The 16,875-nt window shown below is 58.1% G+C and carries 14 protein-coding genes; 5 read left to right on the top strand and 9 right to left on the bottom strand.

Annotated features, from left to right (window positions below; genetic code table 11):
• Window positions 1-292: 292 nt before the first annotated feature.
• The 3 genes from ATO67_RS18005 to ATO67_RS17995 form a co-directional block, all read right to left on the bottom strand.
• Window positions 293-2,224, bottom strand: a complete 1,932-nt coding sequence (locus ATO67_RS18005) for a hybrid sensor histidine kinase/response regulator (RefSeq protein ID WP_245304024.1) — start codon at window positions 2,222-2,224, stop codon at window positions 293-295.
• A gap of 304 nt (window positions 2,225-2,528) precedes the next feature.
• Complete coding sequence (locus tag ATO67_RS18000; RefSeq protein ID WP_067652492.1) at window positions 2,529-2,747, bottom strand: hypothetical protein; 219 nt, start codon at window positions 2,745-2,747, stop codon at window positions 2,529-2,531.
• A 115-nt stretch (window positions 2,748-2,862) separates the two neighbouring features.
• Window positions 2,863-3,072: a cold-shock protein gene (locus tag ATO67_RS17995; protein WP_067652490.1), complete on the bottom strand. Its 210-nt coding sequence runs from the start codon at window positions 3,070-3,072 to the stop codon at window positions 2,863-2,865.
• Window positions 3,073-3,329: 257 nt separating this feature from the next.
• On the opposite strand from ATO67_RS17995, the gene ATO67_RS17990 reads away from it, so the two are divergent.
• Window positions 3,330-3,833 carry a PAS domain-containing protein gene (locus ATO67_RS17990; RefSeq protein WP_067652488.1) on the top strand — a complete coding sequence of 168 codons (504 nt, stop codon included), beginning with the start codon at window positions 3,330-3,332 and terminating at the stop codon, window positions 3,831-3,833.
• A 36-nt stretch (window positions 3,834-3,869) separates the two neighbouring features.
• Here the strand turns inward: ATO67_RS17990 and ATO67_RS17985 are convergent, their stop codons facing one another.
• A complete protein-coding gene (locus tag ATO67_RS17985) occupies window positions 3,870-4,334 on the bottom strand; it encodes a response regulator (RefSeq protein WP_245304023.1) in 465 nt (154 codons plus the stop codon).
• Window positions 4,335-4,392: 58 nt separating this feature from the next.
• Window positions 4,393-5,037, bottom strand: a complete 645-nt coding sequence (locus ATO67_RS17980; RefSeq protein WP_067652486.1) for an SOS response-associated peptidase — start codon at window positions 5,035-5,037, stop codon at window positions 4,393-4,395.
• A gap of 310 nt (window positions 5,038-5,347) precedes the next feature.
• Between ATO67_RS17980 and wrbA the strand changes: the two genes are divergently transcribed.
• The gene (gene wrbA, locus ATO67_RS17975) at window positions 5,348-5,944 is read left to right on the top strand and encodes an NAD(P)H:quinone oxidoreductase type IV (RefSeq protein ID WP_067652483.1); all 597 of its coding nucleotides are present in this window, start codon (window positions 5,348-5,350) and stop codon (window positions 5,942-5,944) included.
• Window positions 5,945-6,052: 108 nt separating this feature from the next.
• Here wrbA and ATO67_RS17970 read toward each other — a convergent pair whose 3' ends face one another.
• From ATO67_RS17970 to ATO67_RS17960, 3 genes are read right to left on the bottom strand one after another with little or no spacing between them, the layout of a single operon-like run.
• Window positions 6,053-9,313 carry an error-prone DNA polymerase gene (locus ATO67_RS17970; protein WP_067652481.1) on the bottom strand — a complete coding sequence of 1,087 codons (3,261 nt, stop codon included), beginning with the start codon at window positions 9,311-9,313 and terminating at the stop codon, window positions 6,053-6,055.
• The gene (locus ATO67_RS17965; protein ID WP_082760322.1) at window positions 9,313-10,830 is read right to left on the bottom strand and encodes a Y-family DNA polymerase; all 1,518 of its coding nucleotides are present in this window, start codon (window positions 10,828-10,830) and stop codon (window positions 9,313-9,315) included. The genes ATO67_RS17970 and ATO67_RS17965 overlap by 1 nt, the downstream gene beginning before the upstream one ends.
• Entirely contained in the window at window positions 10,745-11,509 is a 765-nt protein-coding gene (locus ATO67_RS17960; protein WP_067652477.1) for an ImuA family protein, read from the bottom strand. Before ATO67_RS17960 ends, ATO67_RS17965 begins: the two co-directional genes overlap by 86 nt.
• 639 nt (window positions 11,510-12,148) lie before the next feature.
• Between ATO67_RS17960 and ATO67_RS17955 the strand changes: the two genes are divergently transcribed.
• Together ATO67_RS17955 and ATO67_RS17950 are read left to right on the top strand one after the other, a co-directional pair.
• A complete protein-coding gene (locus tag ATO67_RS17955) occupies window positions 12,149-13,588 on the top strand; it encodes an IS1182 family transposase (RefSeq protein ID WP_067652475.1) in 1,440 nt (479 codons plus the stop codon).
• 298 nt (window positions 13,589-13,886) lie between these two features.
• Window positions 13,887-14,831 (top strand): aromatic alcohol reductase, encoded by a 945-nt coding sequence (locus ATO67_RS17950; RefSeq protein ID WP_067652798.1) that lies wholly within the window; start codon window positions 13,887-13,889, stop codon window positions 14,829-14,831.
• Window positions 14,832-14,965: 134 nt separating this feature from the next.
• Here ATO67_RS17950 and ATO67_RS17945 read toward each other — a convergent pair whose 3' ends face one another.
• Window positions 14,966-15,391, bottom strand: a complete 426-nt coding sequence (locus ATO67_RS17945; protein WP_067652796.1) for a winged helix-turn-helix transcriptional regulator — start codon at window positions 15,389-15,391, stop codon at window positions 14,966-14,968.
• 343 nt (window positions 15,392-15,734) lie between these two features.
• On the opposite strand from ATO67_RS17945, the gene ATO67_RS23150 reads away from it, so the two are divergent.
• Window positions 15,735-16,637, top strand: a complete 903-nt coding sequence (locus ATO67_RS23150) for a hypothetical protein (protein ID WP_158667369.1) — start codon at window positions 15,735-15,737, stop codon at window positions 16,635-16,637.
• Window positions 16,638-16,875 lie beyond the last annotated feature (238 nt).

Below are 16,875 nucleotides of genomic sequence, written 5' to 3'. Positions count from 1 at the left end.
GAGTCCAGCTTCCTCCTGCAGATGCATGACCGAAATCATTATCTCCGTCGGGTTGTTCACGATGTCGTCCACCATAGTCATCGTCCATGCCACCTAGTTACGTTGTTCAAGCGTGACAGCCCTGACAGACCGGCGCAACGTTGGTAGACGAGCTCTGGTAGGCGAGTAGAACGACCTCGGAATGCTGAATTGCAAGCGCCTCTAGGTCAGGGGCGTGGGATCGTCCTGTCCAAAGGATTCGTGGAAGAGCAGCCCGACGATCATCGGTCCGATTACTGTCGTCGATCCGTTACTAGCGGTCGAGCAGTTCGCCGACCTTCTGCGTCAGACTGTCTACGGAGAACGGCTTGGTGAGAACCTGCATGCCCTTCTCCGGACTGCCTTCTTTCCAGACGGACGTTTCGGCGTATCCGGTTATGAACAGGACCTTGAGCGACGGCTTCACGGCGCGGGCGGCGTCGGCCACTTGGCGGCCGTTCATGCCGCCGGGAAGGCCCACGTCCGTGACGAGGAGTTCTACCTCGGGAAACTGCTGGAGAATCGTCAATCCGGAAGGACCATCGCCCGCCTCGAGCGTTCGGTACCCGAGTTCTTCGAGTACATCGACGGCCAGCATACGGATCGACGGCTCGTCGTCGATCACCAGGACGGTCTCCTTGCCTTTGATCGCGACTGACGGCCCGGTTTCCACGGCATCGTCTATTTCGCACTCGCCCTCAAACCGGGGAAGGTAAAGGCAGATCGTGGTTCCTTTGCCGACTTCTGAATCGATACGGATTTGCCCGCCGGACTGGCTTACGAAGCCATAGATCATGCTCAAACCGAGACCCGTTCCCTGGCCAAGTGGCTTGGTCGTAAAAAACGGGTCCACTGCGCGCGCTCGCACTTCGTCGGTCATGCCGGAACCCGTGTCGATCACGCAGACCGACAGATAGTTTCCGGGTGACAGGCTTCGCTCAGTCGCCGCCCTTCCCCTGAATGTGTGGTTCGATAATTCGATGGACAGCTTCCCGCCGTCCGGCATTGCGTCCCTGGCGTTGATGCACAGGTTCAGGAGCGCGTTCTCTAGCTGATTGGGGTCGACCAAAGTGAGCCAGAGATCGTCGGGCGCGATGACCTTCATCTCGATTTGAGGACCGACTGTGCGCGCCACCAGATCAGACAAGCCATCTACGAGAATCTTTACGTCGGTAGGCTTTGGATCGAGCGTTTGACGGCGGGAGAACGCCAGAAGCCGATGCGTCAGTGCGGCTGCCCTCTTGGCCGCTCCCTGTGCTCCGTCGATGTACTTGTCGACCTCTGTGTACCGTCCCTGAGACAATCGCTTCTGAAGCATCTCGAGACTACCGCTGATGCCGCCTAAAAGGTTGTTGAAATCGTGTGCAATGCCGCCCGTCAGTTGGCCGATCGACTCCATCTTCTGGGCTTGCCGAAGCGCGTCCTGAGCGATTTTGAGGTCGGCTTCCGCAGCCACCTGTTCGGAGATGTCTCGACCAACGGTATAGAAACTGTTGCTTCCGGGGGTCGGGTCAGGAACAGCGGACCACGCAAACGGAACCGCCGTGCCATCTGCCTTTAGAAGGCGGACGAGGAACTGGTGGACTGGCTTGCCCGATTGGAGGGCGGCAACCGTATCGCCAGTTGTGGGAAGGTCATCGGGATGGATAATTTCGGCGAACGGCGTCGCGAGCAGAGCTTCATGCGACCGCTCGAGCTGGCGGGACCAGGCCGGATTGATCGTCTTTAGCATTCCGTCAAACGTAGCGACGCCGAAGAGGTCGCGGGACATTTCGAACAAGCGGTCTCGTTCGCCTTCGGCGGCGGCGAGCAGTTTCCGGTCCAGGAGGACGCGTTCCTGTTCAGCGTGCGCACGAGCGCGCTCCGCCTTTACCCGCTCCGTCGTCTCGGTCGTCGTGCAAAAGACGCCAATTACAGAGCCATCGACTGCCAACACTGGAGTGTATGCGAACGCAAAGTGGGTTTCGGTCGGTTCCCCCTGTCTTGTCATATAAAGGACGATGTCGTCCATGTATGTCGGCTTGCCACGGTAGCAGTCTTCGATGAGCGGACCGACATCGTCCATGATGTCGCTCCAGACTACGTCGAGCCTCTCGCCCATCGCCGCAGGGTGGCGGCTCTGGAGCATCTCGGCGTATCCGTCATTGTAGAACATGCGCCGCTCTTCACCCCATGCAAGGAACATGGGCTGCTTGCTGCTGAGCATTACGCCGACCAACGTCCTGAGGCTTTCAGGCCAGTTCGCGGGAAATCCAACCGGATTATTTGTCCAATCGTATTTTCGGATCGCGTTTCCGGTGTCGCCGCCGCCGACGAGCCATGGCAAAGTCTCTGAATGAGTCAAATCAGTTCCGCCGTAGATATTTTTCTACAATCTAGGCGTTTTGGACAGCGGAACAAGTCGGTGACACAGGAAATCATGACCATCGTGTCGGCATTTAGACACCACCTCAACAACAGAAATACTCGTTCCGCCAGCGAATCGCGCCGCTGATGACAACCTACGTGGCTCAAGCCTTTTTGCGAGTTTTGACTGCGGGCTTGGTGGCCGCTATCAAACGATCCTCTTCCTCTTTTGCAAGCCGCGCTTCACGTAGGCGAGAGGTTTTTTCCTCACGCGATCTGGTCACGTGGTCGATCTCTTCGACTGCATTTCCGCGGCCGAAAAACTGGGATTGCACATCGCTGAAGGCGAGTTCGGCGTGTTCACGAGATTTGCTCTGGGACATGAGGCCCTCCAAAGGTTATTTTAAACTGAAAAAGGCCGGACGATTGTCCGGCCTTTCAAAAATGCTGCTCCTGCGATGCCAGTACGTCCGTGGTCAAAGCGGAAGCAGTCAAAAATCATGCGGACTGAAGGTTCGTCGCCGACATCTTGCCCGACTTCTTGTCACGCTCGAGCTCGTAGCTCAGCTTCTGTCCTTCGACGATTTCGCGCATTCCTGCGCGTTCGACCGCCGAGATATGGACGAAGGCGTCTTCGCCGCCGTTGTCAGGCTGGATGAAGCCGAAGCCCTTGGTGGCGTTAAACCATTTTACTGTGCCTGTGGCCATGATGAACCCTTTCAATACGTCGTTGTCAGTGCGCAAGGCCTGAAGGCCTCGCGAGAAGCATAACGATAGTTTGAAAGAAAAGTTCGTCGAGACGCAGGGGAAGCGCGGTAACCGAAGTTCAACAAGCAAAAGATCGATAGGCAATCATTAGAGGAAACGAATAAAGGCGTCAACTTTTAGCTTTGTGTCTTGTTTTTCGGATTTGCAGATTCTAGCTTTTGTCAGGGTGAAGGAAACGTGCCGGGACGTGGGGCCGTATGCAGACAGATGTTAAAGAAACGAAGCTGTTAAACCGCTTGATGCGAAAAGTGGCGTTTTACTCGTGGTCGATCCCTGAGAATATAATTACCGCCGACGAGACGTTCGGGGAGTTTTACGAGATAGGTGACGATGACCTCGTCCAAGGGGTCGCGGTGGAATTCATTCTTTCTCTGATCGTCGAAGATGATCGCGCGCGCCTGGCCGAGCGCATCCATAGTGTCTTGCTGGGCGGACCGCCCGCCGTTACGTCTTATCGTATTCGTTGCCCTAGCGGACAGTACAAGTCCCTCGTCAGCATCGGTTCCTGTTCGCGCGATGAAAACGGTTTGCCAGTCACGTACTCCGGGATTGTGATTCCTACCGAAGACATGGAAATCCACGAGACAGAGGCAGGGATCGAAGGCCATATTTCCGCGGCCATCGCGCTCGCCCGGCAGAGTGGTAATGCACTTACGGAGCGTTACCTGAAATCTGCGCTCCAAACTGTCGTAAAGACGTGACCCAGAGAGTGGAATTCTAAAGCTTCCGCCTATGTGCTAAATGGAGGCATCAGGGTCTTGTTTGCTAAAACCATGCTCTAACAGTGTTTTATGGACGAGTTCTGCCGTAAACGGTTTGCCTATGAACTTCGCGTTGCCCGAAAGGTCGCCCGGACCGGGAACGATCGCCCCGGACGCGATCACGACGCGGATGTGCGGCCAGCGCTCCGCGACAATGCGCGCCAGACCGAAGCCGTCCAGGTCGCCGGGCATCTGAACGTCGGTGAAAAGAAGCTGGAGCGATGAATGTCTGTCGAGGAACGCAAACGCCTGATCGGCCGTGGACGCTTCCACTACTGAGTATCCCTCGTCCGAAATCATATCCGCCGTGTCAAGCAGAATGAGCGGCTCGTCATCTACGACAAGGGCGATGGGTTTAACGAGCTGTTCGAATTCTGCGGTTTCGATGAACCCTAAAGCAACGGGACGGCGGTTTGTTCCTGATATGCCTGAGGATGACAACCCTAATCCTGTATGAAATCACTTTTCCGAAGGTTTCCCAGCTCCCAGAACATACTGCCTACAGAAGCGTCGGACTCTCCGAACTCGCCTTTTTCCTCGCCCACAGTTCGTCGGTACGGTTCACCACGATCAGCTCAGGCGGAAACGTCCGTTTCTGGATCGCAAGCGCTTCATCAAAGCTTCCGTGGAGCCACTGCTCATATTCGTCGCTCTGAAGCAGTACTGGCATCCGATGATGGACGGGCTGGATCGCAGCGTTCGCGTCGGTCATCACGCCGCTGTAAACGGGACCCCACTCGTCACTCACGCGCCATATGCCTGCCCACGCGAATATCGGGTCGTCCCGATGCGAAAACCATGTCCGTGTCATCCGGCCCTTTTCGCCTTCGGCCTCCGCGAAATGCGTAACGGGGATCAGGCACCGCCATTCGGGCTTTCGGGCAAGGCCGATCCACATCCCTTTTGTCATGTCCGCTACATTGTTCACGGGCCTCGGTTTTGCATCCGGCTTCATCGTTTTAAGACGCAAGGGAAATCCCCATGTCATCGAGCGAAGCTCTCTCAGGCCATCTTTTCCCGTCACCACCATCCCAGGTGTCCCAGGATAGACATCCTCAGGCGCGTTGGTTTGCAAAGTGTTCGGTGCGCGGAAATGGGCGGCAACCTCGCCAGCTGACGTGCGGACAGTATACAAGTTGCACATCGTGATCTCCCGAATTTAAGCGTGGGCTACATAAGCATGTCATCTCGGCAACGTGAAGCTTAAGGCTCTCCATCACTGGAAGTTCCGCGCCTTCAGCTTCAGCATGTCGATGTGCAGGTGCGGTATGGACATGTTTCTCGCTGGGGCCGAATTCTTCAGGTTGTCTTAGGGGGCGAGACCGCCGCCTGTAGAGAAACCGTCCTCGCGCGCTTGTAAATTGAACGATGTGTCTCCGTTGAGGTGGCTAGAAGTAGCCACAAACATCTGTATCCATATTAGTGCACAGCCATTCTTTTTGAAGGGAAATCAAATGTCCAAGGTCCTAGTTCTCTACTATTCCGCGTATGGTCACATCGAAACGATGGCAAACGCCGTCGCCGAGGGTGTGCGTTCCGCAGGCTCCGAGGCTGTCGTTAAACGGGTTCCTGAACTCGTACCTGAAGACGTCGCGAAGTCTTCGCACTTCAAGCTCGATCAGCAAGCCCCGATCGCTACTGCCGATGAGCTGACTGAGTACGACGCAATCATAATCGGTTGCGGGACTCGTTTTGGAACCGTTGCCTCCCAGATGCGCAACTTCTGGGACCAGACAGGTGGCCTGTGGGCGCAGGGGAAGCTGGTCGGCAAAGTCGGATCGGTGTTTACGTCGTCGGCCACACAGCACGGCGGGCAGGAATCCACTATCCTCGGCTTCATTCCAACACTCCTACACCACGGCATGGTGGTCGTGGGACTTCCCTACGCATTCCAGGGGCAAATGGGCGTCGAGGAAGTTAAGGGCGGCTCGCCATATGGAGCGTCCACGATTACGGACGGCGACGGTTCTCGCATGCCGTCGCAGGTCGAACTAGACGCTGCCAAATTCCAGGGCGCTCACGTCGCGAAAATCGCAGCGAAGCTTTCCTGAACTCGATAGGGCGGCAACAAAATCCGCCCGACTGAAAACGAACGGGGATAGCCATGGCGAAACCTTGGCTATCTTCTCAGCGCCATCTAGAAGCCGTCCCGACCTTGCTCACAGGAAATTCCGCGCCTTCACCTTCAACGTATCGATATGGAGGTCCGGTATGAAGATGTCCCTCGCTGGAACGGCAGGCTTCTGGTTGCCTCTGGGATCAGGACCGCCGCCCCTCGAAAACTCGTCGCCGCGCCCGTGTTGCAACGGGAACGCCGTGTCGCGTTCACCGAGGCTGCTGAGGTCGCGGGAGAAGTCAAACAGACGTTGAGCGACCAGATGGACGACATCGCCTTCCCGCTGAATCTTCCCGTTCACCCCCAACATCGAAGCCGACAGGACGACCCGCCGCTGGCGTTCGAACAGGCTCGGCCAGATCACGACGTTCACAACTCCAGTCTCGTCCTCGATCGTCGCGAACATCACCCCCTTCGCGCTGCCCGGCTTCTGGCGTACCAGCACGATGCCCGCGGTCCAGAGCCACTTGCTGTCGTGCTGGCTCGTCGCCTCCGCGCAGGTGACGATGTTCTTCCGCCTCAGGTCTTCTCGCAGGAAGCTCATCGGGTGATCCCGTAGCGTCAGACCCGTGTGTCCGTAATCCTCGACCACCTGTCGGCCTTCGACCATTGGGACAAGTGAAACCTCCGGTTCGACCATTTCCGGGACCGTCTCGGCTTCACGCTCGGCGGCCGCCGCAAACAGTGGCAGCGGGTCGTTGCGCAGTGCCTTGAGCGCCCAGAGCGCATCCCGTCGCTCAAGCTTCAGCGACGGCCTGAAGGCATCCGCCTCGGCAAGCTGTAGCAGGGCTTCCGTCGGCACTCCCGACCGCCGCCAGACATCGTCGGCGGAGATGAACGGTTGGTCCGCCCGAGCGACGACAATGCGGGCAGCATCGCGCATGGCCAGCCCCTTCACCATCCGCATCCCAAGTCGAACCGCATGGCGCTCGGTACCGGGAATGGCCTCAATCGTGCAGTCCCATCGGCTGGCATTCACACAGACAGGCCGGATTTCGACACCGTGCGCGCGGGCATCCGCGACGATCTGGGCGGGTGCGTAGAAACCCATCGGTTGAGAGTTCAAAAGGGCGGCACAGAACACGTCGGGGAAATGGCATTTGAGATAGCAGGAGGCATAGGAGATGAGCGCGAACGACGCGGCATGGCTTTCGGGAAAGCCATAGGAACCGAACCCTTCCAACTGTGAAAACGTCTTTTCCGCGAACTCGGGCGTGTAGCCGTTGCGGACCATTCCGTCGACGAGCTTGGTCTTAAACCGGGAGACCCCGCCAGTGAACTTGAAGGTCGCCATGGACTTTCTGAGCTGGTCGGCCTCGCCCGCAGTAAACCCCGCGCAGACCATAGCCACCCTCATCGCGCTTTCCTGGAAAAGCGGAACGCCAAGGGTTTTGCCGAGGACCGCCTCCAGCTCCGGGGTCGGGTAATCGACGGCCTCCCTGCCCTCGCGGCGACGCAGATACGGATGGACCATGTCTCCCTGGATCGGCCCCGGGCGCACGATCGCGACCTGGATGACGAGGTCGTAAAACGTGCGCGGCTTGAGTCTCGGCAACATCGCCATCTGTGCACGGGACTCGACCTGGAACGTCCCGAGCGTGTCGGCTTTCCGGATCATCGCGTAGGTCGCATTGTCTTCCTGCTTGATATTCGCGAGATCGATCACGTCGTTCTTGTGTTCCCTAATGAGCGCAAACGCCTTCGACATGCAGGTCAGCATGCCGAGCGCGAGAATGTCGACCTTCATCATCTTGAGTGCTTCGACGTCGTCTTTGTCCCATTCGATGATCTGGCGATTGTCCATGGCGGACGGCTCGATCGGCACCAGCTCGTCCAGGCGGTCGTTCGTCAGGACGAAACCACCGGGGTGCTGGCTCAGATGTCGAGGCGCGCCCATGAGCTGCTGCGCGAGTTCGAGCGCCAGTCGGAGTCTTCGATCACTCAGGTTCAGGTTGTTGTCCTTGACCTCCTTCTCGGAGACCCCCTCCTTGCTCCAGCCCCAGACCCCTGACGACAGCTGACGGATCATGTCCTCGGGCAACCCCAGAGCCTTGCCTACGTCACGGAGTGCGCCCTTGGCGCGGTAGCGCGTGACCGCCGAACACAGGGCAGCCTTGGTGCGGCCGTAGGTGTCGTAAATCCACTGGATGACCTCTTCCCGCCGCTCGTGCTCGAAATCGACGTCGATGTCCGGCGGCTCGGCACGTTCCTGGCTAACAAACCGTTCGAACAGGAGGTCGTTGGTCTCTGGGTCAATGCTCGTGACCCCGAGGACGTAGCAGACGGCGGAGTTTGCCGCTGAACCGCGGCCTTGGCACAAGATGCCTTTGGACCGCGCGAAACGCACGATATTGAAGACGGTCAGGAAATACGGGGCGTACTTCATCGTCTCGATGAGCTGGAGCTCGTGCCGGATTGTTTTCACAACGGTTTCCGGCACGCCCTCGGGATAACGATCCGCCGCTCCCTCCCAGGTAAACTTCTCCAGGGTGGCCTGAACCCCCAGACCGGGAATGATAGCCTCTGACGGATACTGGTACTCGAGTTCGCTGAGGGAGAACGTGCAGCGCTTCGCGATTTCGACCGTGCGGGCGAGCGCCTCCGGATAAGCATCGAACAGTCGGTGCATTTCCCTGGCGTGCTTGAGATAACGATCCGCGTGGCGTTCACGGTTGAACCCGATGTCGTCGATCGTTTTGTTATGGCGGATGCAGGTGACGATGTCCTGTAGCTGCCGACGGCCCGGCTCGTGGAAAAGCGCGTCATTCGTGACGACCGTGCGGACGCGGTGTCTGACGGCCATGTTCGAGAGGTTATAGATGCGGAGCTTGTCGTTCGGGCGTCGTCTGAGGCACAGGCTGACATAGGCCCGGGCTCCGAAAAGCTCCGACATCCTGCGAAGCTGGATTGCACACGTCTCGTCGGCTTCGTCTGGGATCAGGATGCCGATCATGCCCTCCGCGTAAAGGCTGACATCGCTGAAATCCAGAATACACTTCGCCTTGCCGCCACGGGACTTGCCCAGCGACAGGAGACGGCAAAGACGGGCGTAAGCAGCCCTGTCTGTCGGATAAACCAGGATCGCCATGCCGTCGGTTAAATCCAGGCGGCATCCGACGATCAGGCGCACGCCCGTCGCTTTCGATGCCTCCCATGCCCGCACGATCCCCGACAGTGAATTCCTGTCCACGATACCGAGCGCTTCGATACCGAGTTCCGCCGCGGCGGCGAAAAGCTCGTCGGCGCTGGACGCTCCGCGCAGAAACGAGAAGTGCGTCGTTGTCTGGAGTTCGATGTATCTCATCAACCGAATATCCCGTGTATGAACCAGCGATGCGACCCGGTCGTCGTGTCCACGCCGTCGCCTGCGCGGTAGACCCAGAAGCGCTCGCCGCTGTCGTCCTCGACGACGTAGTAATCCCGGACGGCGTGGAACTCGGCATCCCGCAACCACCATTCCCCGAAGACGCGCTCCGGTCCGTCACCACGCACGATCCGACGACGCTTACCACGCCATGTCATCGTTCTTGGAGGGCTATCCGGGAGGACCGCCAGGACCTCGATCTCTTCGGGACGCGCGAGGAGCCTGCTTGGTCGCGGCCAGTTCGACGGCCAATCGACGCCCTTCTCTTCCGACATGGGACCGATACGCTGGAAGCTCCGTTCGGGGACATCGCCGGCGACCGGGGTCATCCTGTAGATGCGGTGTCCGCGGTTTCCGAGGATATCGACCAGCGGTGTCACGTCGACGACCGTCTCCTCGATCAGGGACGACGACTGCTGCCTTTCGACCAGAGGCTCCGCCCATGTCGCGACGAGCGACAGCTTCTCGATACCGAAGCCCGGATCGATCTTCTCGATCCTGTCGGTCAGCAGACGCGTCAGTCTCTTGTCGTCACGGACGGGTTTCGCGAGGCCAGCTCTGATCGCCTGTATCGTATTGTCGACGCGGTGGACGATCAGGTCGCAACGGCGGACACCGAGGCCGCGGGTCTCCAGCTCGGAGCAAAGCTGCCCGACAAGGCGGCCGACGTATTTCGCTATCGTCTCAGCGGCCCCGATCGGCTCGGCGAACGGGCGGTGTACTTCCACGATCTCGGGGGACCGTATGGGTTCTATCGGCTCGGCCGCACGACCAAACAATTGGTCCAGCCGCCTCCCGACCTCCGGGCCGAAGCGCAGGGTCAACGGCGCTCGTGGCATGGCCGACAATTGGCCGACGGTCTCGATCCCGAGAACCCGCAGGCTGTTCACCGTTTCGGGTGCGAGTCGCAAACAGACGATAGGAAGGCCCAGGACGGCCTTCGTCGTCTCGGACACGGGAACGACCGTCCATTCGGCTGAGGTGCATCTGGCGATCGCGTGCGCCGCGCCCCACGTGTCCGCCACGGCCGCTCGCGTCACCACGCCGACACCACGGAGGCGATTGACCATCCCCGACACCATGAGTTCTTCGCCACCCTGAAGATGATCGGCACCCTCCGTGTCGATGACGATGCCGTCCGTGCCGTCCACGGCGACGACCGGGCTGTATTGCCGGAGCATCCAGAGCGCCATCTTGTCGAGCGCGGCCAGATCGCCGACCGGGTCTGCATCGTACATGGCGAGATCGGCGACCAGCGCCTGGGCCTTGCTCGCGGGCATGCCGATGCGCAGACCGAGCTTTCGCGCGGCATCATCGGCTGCGCAGACGGTCCGCCTGGACCCTGACCGGGATATCACCACCATCGGCTTGTCAGGAGGCGGTGTGCCGTCGGCCCCTGCCCTCCGTATCCGATCCGTAGGCCATCGGGGGAAATATAGAGAGACGACCCTTGCCATCACATGCTCCAACGCAAAACTCTGCACACTCGCCCGCACGCGATCTCATCAACTCCGCCAGCCATCTCGGCCTCCCAACGCCCGCAACCGGGATGCCTTCCGAAGGCAACTGGCTTATCCGCCACCTCGTCACCGATGCGGTCGGCTGGCCGTAGTCGTTGGCTTCGGTCTGCCGTCTCCACCGTCTGAGAGCGAGACCCATGGTTCCCGACTTCTCGGCGGCCAATTGAAGCCGTCTCGAAGCGGTCATCGGCAACCGGACGATTTCACCCACGACCGCCCCGAGGCCGCCGAAGCTCAAACCCTCTTCGAAGGAGGCCAGGACATCCTCTTCCTTGTCCGCCTCGACGTAGATGACGCGGTCGGGATGAAGGCCCGCCTGCGATATAGACGGGGCGAACAGGTCGGGCCTGCTCAGGCACCAGAGGATTTTCCCCTTTGTCCTCGCGGCGATCCCGGCCACCATCAGCGCGGCAGCCGCGCCGTCCACCGTTCCCGCACCGCCGCCAGCGAACTCGTGGAGCGCGCCGAAAGCCAGTCCCCCGCCGGGAAGCTTGCCGTCGATCTCGGGAACTCCGAACGGTAGGCATTCCGCCTTTTTCGCGGACCCGCCTTCGAGCTTGGCGATCTGTTCGCGCAGGTCGTCGATGAGACCTGGAGACCGGGCATACGTTCTCATTCACGGACCTCCTTCGGCTCGAGTTTGGCAGGAATTCATTCCCAAAAATGATTGACGTTCTCTTTCTGTTCCGTTCAATAGACAGAGTCAAGTCGGTAGAATCGGGTATTTTAGATGACGTGCATTTGTCATCACGAGAAAACCGAGATGAATCAGGACTCTAACAGGCGTTGCTAAGTGACCGGTCCGATTGGACTTTTTTCAGACAACCAAGGGAAGCATGGATCAGGAACCAACATTACGATCGATCAAGGGGCCGATCATCGCCGTCGAATGCAGGGCCTGCGGGGTTTACACCGAACTAGACCGAGAGAAGACGGTTCGGCGGTTCAAGGCATCGGCACCAGTATCTCGCGTGCGCCGCGTTGTCGTGGGTGCCTGCGATCGGATGTGCGTCGGCGGGGTGGACAACTGCGGAGCTCGGTTTATATCGCCCCAAACCTCACGGACTAACGATTGATTGACAGGTCACAGGCGACATCGGATCGCCATAGCCAGCGGTCCCATTCAAAGCCAGATTGATGATTCTGATGCCATGAAGTTAATGAGCGCAAAGACGCGGATGAAGTCTGCTGTTGGCCGAGGCTGTGTAAAAACCCGGTTTTGAGGTAGAATCATTTTCGTCGATCGGAGGTGGCAATGTCAGGCTATATCGAAGGCATCAGTCGTGATCAGGCTACGCTTTTTCCAGATCGCCTTGAGGATTGGATCGACGAAGATCACCCCGTTCGAGTGATCGATGCATTCGTCGATGCCATGGACCTGGTCGGCGCGGGTTTCTGCCGGATGTCACCTGCGCAAACCGGACGGCCCTGTTACCACCCTTCGATGTTGCTGAAGCTTTTCATCTACGGCTACCTGAACCGCATCCCCTCAAGCCGACGGCTTGAACGTGAAGCCGGGCGCAATGTTGAGGCCATGTGGCTGACCGGGCGATTGGTTCCGGATCACAAAACCATAGCCGATTTCCGCAGAGACAATGGTCCGCCAATCCGTAAGGCCTGCGCCAGGTTTGTTGAACTATGCCGTCAGATCGGTGTGTTGAGTGGTGGCAATGTTGCGATTGATGGCAGCAAGTTCAAAGCCGTTAACAATAGGGATCGCAATTTCACTTCCGGCAAAATCGAACTACGGATCAGCCACCTAGAAGCAAGCGCTTCGCGATATTTAGAGGAGATGGGAAGGGCCGACACGCTAGAGCAATCCGAGGCGACGCTGCGCAAGGTCACACGGCTGAAGGAGAAGCTCGCTCGTGTTCAACAGGAAGTCCGTCGGTTGGAAGGAATAGCAGAAACGCTGAAGGATGTACCAGACGGCCAGATTTCGCTGACCGATCCAGACGCTCGATCCATGGCGACACATGGCAAAGGCACGGGTGTGGTGGGCTACAACGTGCAGACGGCAGTCGATGTAGAGACGCATCTCATCGTCACGCACGAGGTCACTAATATCGGCAATGATAGATCGCAACTGGGGCCCATGGCCAAAGCGGCAATGGAAACATTGAAGCTCGATGAGCTCGATGCCATCGCCGACCGTGGTTACTTCAATGGAGCAGAACTGCTTAGCTGCCATGAGGCCGGGATCACTGCAACAGTGCCGAGGCCAGAGACGTCGAACAACCGCAAAAAAGGCATGTTCGTAAAGGCTGACTTCGTCTACGACGGTAGCGCCGATACATATGTTTGCCCTGCCGGAAAGGCCTTGGCATACAGGTATACAACGGAGGAAAAGGGTCTGATGCTTCGGCGTTACTGGCGCACCGATTGTCCGTCATGCCCTCTCAAGGCACAATGCACAACAGGCAAGGAACGGCGGATCACGCGCTGGGAACACGAGCATCTGATCGACGCTATGTATTCCCGGATGGAAAAGAACCCGAACCTCATGCGCGCCCGACGATGCACGGTCGAGCATCCGTTCGGAACCATTAAAGCATGGATGGGATCAACCCATTTCCAGATGCGCAGGCTGAACAACGTCCGAACGGAGATGGCGCTACACGTATTGGCCTATAACATCAAACGTATGATCAATATGATTGGTGCAGGAGCGCTCATTACAGCCATGGCCGCTTGAGGCGGCAACTGAACGCCATTTTGGGCCGCAAAAACCGCCACACCAACCTTCAGGCCTGTCTCCGACGCCTTACAGCACCCAACAAACACAAAATCCAGCCAATTCCACCAGACCAAGCTCGATTAGGAAATCCCATGGGTTGCGCTGGTGTTTTCACACAGCCTCGGCCCAAAGCGGACAGCCGATTATGGCATTGCCGTTCTTCTGATTCGCTGCAGTATCATCCGTGTACCTTCTTTTCTTCGTTGGCCTGACTTGCCAAATAGCGGCAACACAGGATTTTGAAGGATTCAAATCGATGAACACAACAGCCTCCACCGTGAAGTCTCGGAACATTCTTGTCCTGGGGGCCGGGGAACTCGGCATGCCCGTTCTGCGCAACCTGGCTCTTCGCGCCAAGGACGTCGAGGGCGCGAAGATCAGCGTTTTTCTGCGCGCAAGTGCCGTTGTATCTGATGTGCCGGCGAAGCAGCGCGACATCGCTGAAATCGGAGACCTTGGTATCGAGATCGTCGAAGGTGATTTGGTGAAGAGCTCAATCGACGAACTGGCGTCTCTTTTCTCGAGGTACGACACCGTCATCGGCTGCGCTGGCTATGCGGCTGGGATTAATACACCGATGAAGCTTGCCAAGGCGGCGTTGCAATCCGGGATTCCACGCTATTTCCCTTGGCAATTCGGCGTCGATTTCGAAGCGATCGGACGCGGCGGCCCGCAGGACATTTTCGACGCTCAGCTTGATGTCCGGGAACTCCTTCGCTCCCAGAGCAAGACTGAGTGGGTCATCATCTCCACCGGCATGTTCATGAGCTATCTCTTCGAACCGGATTTCGGCGTCGTTGATCTGCAGACGCACACAGTCAACGCCCTCGGCAGCTACGACACTGCTGTCACGCTGACCACACCCGACGACATTGGTGCTCTCACCGCTGAAATCGTCTTCTACGAGCCGACCATTAGCAACGAGATCGTCTTCCTTGCCGGGGATACTATCACCTACGGTGAACTCGCAGACAAACTGGAAGTAGGTTTGAACCGCCCCTTCAGCCGGTCCGAATGGACTGTCCCGGTTCTGATGGAGGAATTAGCAAACGACCCCCAGAACATGATGCGGAAGTACCGAGCAGCCTTTGGTATTGGGCGCGGCATGGCGTGGGACAAAGCTAACACGTTCAACGTAAGCCAAGGCGTCAAAGTGACGGCTGTGTCCGATTGGATCGAGACGAATCTTTGCGGCAAGTGAGATCGCCCGCAGCCATCATGGACAGGAAACAGTGACTTGGGAGCGTGGTCCGAGAATGCCCCCAAGTCACGCTGCGATCCGCATACGCTAGAATGCGGGCGTGCTTTCCTCCATTTCGACGCAACGCTTGTTCGTCAAAATGTCTGCCAGGAAGGTTTTTCTGGCGGGCAGGAATCGTAATCCTCTCGTGCCTTGAGAAACTCGCCGGAATTCTCCACGACCCATGTCCACAGCGGAACCATTCGGATGAGAAGACCCATCCCTAGTTCTGTTAGTTCGTATTCAACCCGAGGCGGCATCTCAACGAGATCGTGGCGAGTGACGAGACCATCTCTTTCAAGTTGGCGGAGCGTTCGGGTGAGCATTCGCTGCGTGACGCCGTGCATTCGTTTTCCGATATCTGCGTGCCGAAGCCTGCCATAGACACCGAGGGTATGTATGACGCCGAGCGACCATCGGCTTCCCGCGTGTGTAAGAACCTCCCGGCGCACACCGTCTTCGTCCTCACGAAGGCCATCGCACACCGCTTGAGAATAGGTAAGCATCTCTTCTCTGGTCATTACTCTTGCCTCCGGTCTCCCAGCCCTCGTCATACCAGTCTTCAGAAGACATTCCACCTGCCTCTCCTGCGTTTTGAAAGGTTCATAGAATTTGACAGAATGACAGCGTTGTTGGTGTCACCGATGGCTGAAGACGTCCGCTGTTGGCGCAAAGCTGCGAAGACAGCACTTGGCCCAGAGTGGACATGGTGGGAAGCGTTCAGCTCGCCTGCGACGGCGCCGCTTGCGATCACCTCGCTTTTGAGCAATCATCTGCAGAATATGGACAATGCGGGCTGCCAGAGGACAAATCTATGTTTCATCGCTTCATGGCTTAAACCGTTTTGCCTTAGGGAGCCTCTCGTTGAAGAAAACTCGTCGCCAATCAGACCATCAGGCCGAGCAAACCCTGTATCGCTTCGACCTCAATCCTCCCGATGTCGATAGCTGTCTCTCTCAGCTCCACGCGGCTTTCTCCGGCTATCGTCCGCGATGGGATTGGTGCCGCCAGTGCTTCGCGGTAGATGACGAGGCACGAACACGAAGTGCGGGCGATCCGCGTCGCGCCACCCTCGAAAGCTTCGGGCAAATCTACTTCGAGCATCCTAACTGCTCCGGCGGCCGCGACACATTCCTGCATTGGCTGCCCCGTGGGCTGGAACTAACATTCCTGAACTTTGACGATGACTACTTTCCAATGGAAGGCGCTATGCGACTTGGGCTCTGGCGCTGGCCGCGAGAAGAGCAGGATGCTCTGCGCGCCTTGTTCTGCAGCGTCGCGATGAATTGGTTCAACGGCGGCGATCCCGTGCCATTCGAGCGTGTAATGCGCAAGTCGAACACAGACATGGATAACCTTGTGTCCGTACGCATCGTCAAAGCGCTCCTAATGCTCAGGATCAACCCCTTCGAGCTGTTTGCTTGGCTCGGACGAGCGAATTCAACCCGAGCGCGGGGCGTTCTGGTCGGACTCACGACCCATGGGCATCTCGTCGACGAGGGTGACTACTATGTTCTGGACGATACCACCGACGAACCATTGCTGCACGAGGGAATTCGAGCCTTAGATCGCCTCGCTTTGGACGCTCTTCAGCGGATCGCCACCGACAAGCGGCTAATATGTCTGTGGGCGTGGGCTAACCGAGAAGATTTGATGTTGGCCCGCACTATCGAGAACACGGAACCGTTGCGAACGCAACGCGCCCTGCGCTTGTTGGTGACGGAACGCCAGAAGGATCGTGTGATCGTCCAAGCTGCTGTCGTTTGAGCCGCCGCTGGCGTACTACTGTCTAGAAATAGGTGTGCGATATCTTCGAATGCGCGTGACGGCTGTCGCAAAATCGACTGCCTCTTGTACCGCCACCGTTGGGATTGTGAGGCGACCAGAGACCCTTCGAGGAATGTCCGGTGTGGCGCAAAGTTGCCGAGTGAACCGCGCCGGGTTTGCCGGAGGCCATTTCGTTTAAGTTATGCGGCCATGGCTGGTTCGTCCAGCATGGCGTAGT

This window comes from Agrobacterium bohemicum, from assembly GCF_001562555.1.
In the GTDB taxonomy this organism is placed as follows: Bacteria; Pseudomonadota; Alphaproteobacteria; order Rhizobiales; family Rhizobiaceae; genus Agrobacterium; species Agrobacterium bohemicum.
The sequence above is the reverse complement of the archived record's forward strand: the minus strand, read 5'-3'. Positions and strand labels throughout refer to the sequence as shown.

Bases quoted from the DNA above. Each gene is read 5' to 3' on its own strand.
- ATO67_RS17980 (WP_067652486.1), bottom strand. From the start codon at position 5,037: ATGTGCAACTTGTATACTGTCCGCACGTCAGCTGGCGAGGTTGCCGCC.
- wrbA (WP_067652483.1), top strand. From the start codon at position 5,348: ATGTCCAAGGTCCTAGTTCTCTACTATTCCGCGTATGGTCACATCGAA.
- ATO67_RS17950 (WP_067652798.1), top strand. From the start codon at position 13,887: ATGAACACAACAGCCTCCACCGTGAAGTCTCGGAACATTCTTGTCCTG.
- ATO67_RS17965 (WP_082760322.1), bottom strand. From the start codon at position 10,830: ATGGCAAGGGTCGTCTCTCTATATTTCCCCCGATGGCCTACGGATCGG.
- ATO67_RS17960 (WP_067652477.1), bottom strand. From the start codon at position 11,509: ATGAGAACGTATGCCCGGTCTCCAGGTCTCATCGACGACCTGCGCGAA.
- ATO67_RS18005 (WP_245304024.1), bottom strand. From the start codon at position 2,224: ATGCTCAGCAGCAAGCAGCCCATGTTCCTTGCATGGGGTGAAGAGCGG.
- ATO67_RS17995 (WP_067652490.1), bottom strand. From the start codon at position 3,072: ATGGCCACAGGCACAGTAAAATGGTTTAACGCCACCAAGGGCTTCGGC.
- ATO67_RS17990 (WP_067652488.1), top strand. From the start codon at position 3,330: ATGCAGACAGATGTTAAAGAAACGAAGCTGTTAAACCGCTTGATGCGA.
- ATO67_RS17945 (WP_067652796.1), bottom strand. From the start codon at position 15,391: ATGACCAGAGAAGAGATGCTTACCTATTCTCAAGCGGTGTGCGATGGC.
- ATO67_RS17955 (WP_067652475.1), top strand. From the start codon at position 12,149: ATGTCAGGCTATATCGAAGGCATCAGTCGTGATCAGGCTACGCTTTTT.
- ATO67_RS17970 (WP_067652481.1), bottom strand. From the start codon at position 9,313: ATGAGATACATCGAACTCCAGACAACGACGCACTTCTCGTTTCTGCGC.
- ATO67_RS18000 (WP_067652492.1), bottom strand. From the start codon at position 2,747: ATGTCCCAGAGCAAATCTCGTGAACACGCCGAACTCGCCTTCAGCGAT.